Origin of the sequence: Micromonospora sp. NPDC023814, assembly GCF_040639595.1 — a bacterium.
Lineage (GTDB): Bacteria > Actinomycetota > Actinomycetes > Mycobacteriales > Micromonosporaceae > Micromonospora.
In genome coordinates, this window is the sequence record NZ_JBFAAF010000195.1 from 1 (window position 1) to 2,640 (window position 2,640).

Here is a 2,640-nt window from a genome sequence, read left to right on the forward strand (position 1 = left end):
CAGCTCCACTCCACAACCGGAGGCCTTCACCTGCCTACGACATCAGATCGTGTCGTCACACAATCTCGACCAACGTCCCTGGGCAGTACATCTAGTCGATGTTGGCTGTTCCGAACGCCGACAAGATGCAAACCCAACCCCCGGCACGGCGAGCAGCTTGACTCAGACCAGTGGGCCGGCGGCGACTCCCGCGCCATCCCAGGGCTGGGCCTTCGAGAGGCTCCGTACAGGCGAGGGATATCAGACGAGGCCGCCCGCGGTGCCTGCTCGTGGCGGGCACCGAAGGTGGCGCGTCAAGCGGCGATCACGAGAGCGCGATCTCGACGACGATCCGGCCGTCGTGCGGGATGCGCAGCACGTGGATCCGCCGGCGCGCGTTCCGCAGGTAGGTCCGGGACGAGGTGGAAAGCGTGGCCGGGCGGGTGCGGTCCCACGCGACGGTGATGGTCGTGTCGTCCCGCCGGATGATCAGGCCGTCGGTCTGCGCGCTTGAGTTCTGGCCGTACGCGGCGGGCTTGCCGTTGGCGAAGGTGACGATGTCCTCCGGCTGTAGGACGAGGGGGATCTGTTCCGTGGCGGCGGAGGTGACCTGAACCGAGCGGACCACCGTGCTCCGGGTGATGGTCAGTTTGGTGGTGATCCGGGAGTCGGGAATGCGGTAACGGACCACCAGGGGCGCACTACCAGGCGAGAGGTGCTGGCCTTGCCACCTCTGGTCGCCGATCAGATATTCGGCGACGAGGTTGCTTCGGCCGTCCGGATTTCCGTTGGGAAGCACGGTCGCCCAGCACCCGGTGTCGGTTTTCTGCGCGTGCACGATCGTGCCGGCCTTCGGGTGCCAGAGGAAGCCGGGGCCGCTGCGTACGGTGCTGGTCGGCCGGGTGCCGAAGAACGCGCCGAAGTAGAGGGCGGGCCGGCGGATGTACAGGTAGTCCTGGTTGAAGGCGGAATCGCGGCGCAGTTCGGCGAACTCCGGCAGCCGCAGGTACGGCAACGCCTGGATCGCCTTTTCCTTCTCCGCCGCGGTGGGCAGCGCCTCGCCATACGGCGTGTGCGCGATGATGCGCGGTGACGTGTCCTGTTTTGCGGGCGCTGGCGCGGGCCCGGGTCCGGCGGCCCAGGCCGCTCGGGCGGCGGCGCGGTCTTCACGGGAGGTGAAGAAGGCGCCCAGGGCCGGGACGTCGGGGATGAACCTGGAGGCCAGGTTCGTCCGGTCCGGTTCGGGCACCACGTTGTCGTAGTAGGCCACGCTGGTCCGGGCGGACATGGCGTAGTACGTCAGCCATCCGGAGCCGTCCGGTTCGCGGAGCAGGTTGTAGCCGAACCAGTCCGCGAATTTGCGGGCCATGCCGCGCACCGTGCGGTTGCTGGTGAGGGCGTAGATCTCCGCCAACTCCGGCAGCATGACCTCGAAGTTGTAGTTGATGTCCATGCCGGTCGGGTCGTAGAAGAAGCCGGCCCGGCTCTGTCCGTGTTCGGCCAGGAAGTCAATCCGCTCCGCCAGTTGGGTGTGCAGCGCGGCGTCCGGGGTGAGCTGCAGCGCGAGCGTCGAACCGGCGAGCCCGGCGGAGACCTGATTGGTCCAGTTGATCGGGGTGCGCCAGATGCCGTTCTTGGGGTTGAGTAACCACGACATGCCGTTCCTGAGGGCTGCCTCGATTTCCCGTTGGCGGCGCGGAAGTGCCTTCGACTGGCGGAGGTTCGCCAGCGTCTTCGCCAGGTAACCGAGCCCGAACCCGGTGGCCGCCAGGGAGTGCTCGTCGGGGTTGTACTCCGGCCAGGAGCCGTCGTCGTGCTGGAGGCCGAGATAGTGCTGCAGCGCGGCGTCGAGGCGGCCGGCGAGGGCCGGGTCGCGATGGTACGGATTCCAGGACCTTTGGTTGGCGTGGAACCAACTGAGGGTGTAAACGTGCTCCTGCACCCGGGCGTTGTACGGCGCGGCTGGTTTGCGCCACCAGCCGCCCGTCATGAAGCCGTAGCTGGCAGGGTCGCGGTCCTCGATGTCGTTGGTGATTCCGGGCAGGAGCGCCAGGTAGCCGGCGAAGCGCTGCTCTGGGGGAGTGAACAGGGTACGGTCCGGCGCTCCGGCGGGCAGCGGAGCCAGCAAAGGCAGCCTGTCGTGCTCTGCGGTCGCCGACGACTCATGGCCCGCAGGAAGCCCGTCGGGTTTTGCGGTCGCCGACATTCCGCGGGCCGCAGGAAGCCCGTCGGGCCGTGCGGTCGTCGACATGTCGGAGAATGCGCGGGAAGAGATGACTGCCAGTGCCGCAGCGCCGACGCCAGCACCAGCGGTCAACAGGGTTCGACGGCTGAGGGCGGATGCGAGCCGACCATTGACCATAGAGGCCTCCTGTGTGGACGACGGATGTGTGGGGGCGCGCATAGCCCGAAACCGTTCGTGTGCGCCAAGGCCGCCGAGGAAATCCTCGACTTCCTCGCCCGATATTGCCCTTGGTCAGCGCACTAGACCGCGCGGGCCACGCAGATTCTGGCGTCGAGGCGGGGCCCGGCCTCGTAGAGCATGTAGCTCACGCCGCCGTCGGTGCCGAACGTCGGTGCCGCCACGCGGCCGTTGTCCGACGTGATCGGTCGGTGGAACACTCCGAGGTGGATTTCGCGGTCGAAGTTGTTGCCGATTTC

Annotated in this window: 1 protein-coding gene; it reads right to left on the reverse strand. The window is 67.6% G+C overall.

Annotated features, from left to right (window positions below; genetic code table 11):
* Positions 1-304: 304 nt before the first annotated feature.
* A complete protein-coding gene (locus AB0G14_RS35310; protein WP_357705095.1) occupies positions 305-2,383 on the reverse strand; it encodes a hypothetical protein in 2,079 nt (692 codons plus the stop codon).
* Between the last annotated feature and the right edge of the window lie 257 nt (positions 2,384-2,640).

Excerpts from the sequence above, each read along its gene's own strand:
- AB0G14_RS35310 (WP_357705095.1), bottom strand. The coding sequence starts at position 2,383 with ATGCGCGCCCCCACACATCCGTCGTCCACACAGGAGGCCTCTATGGTC.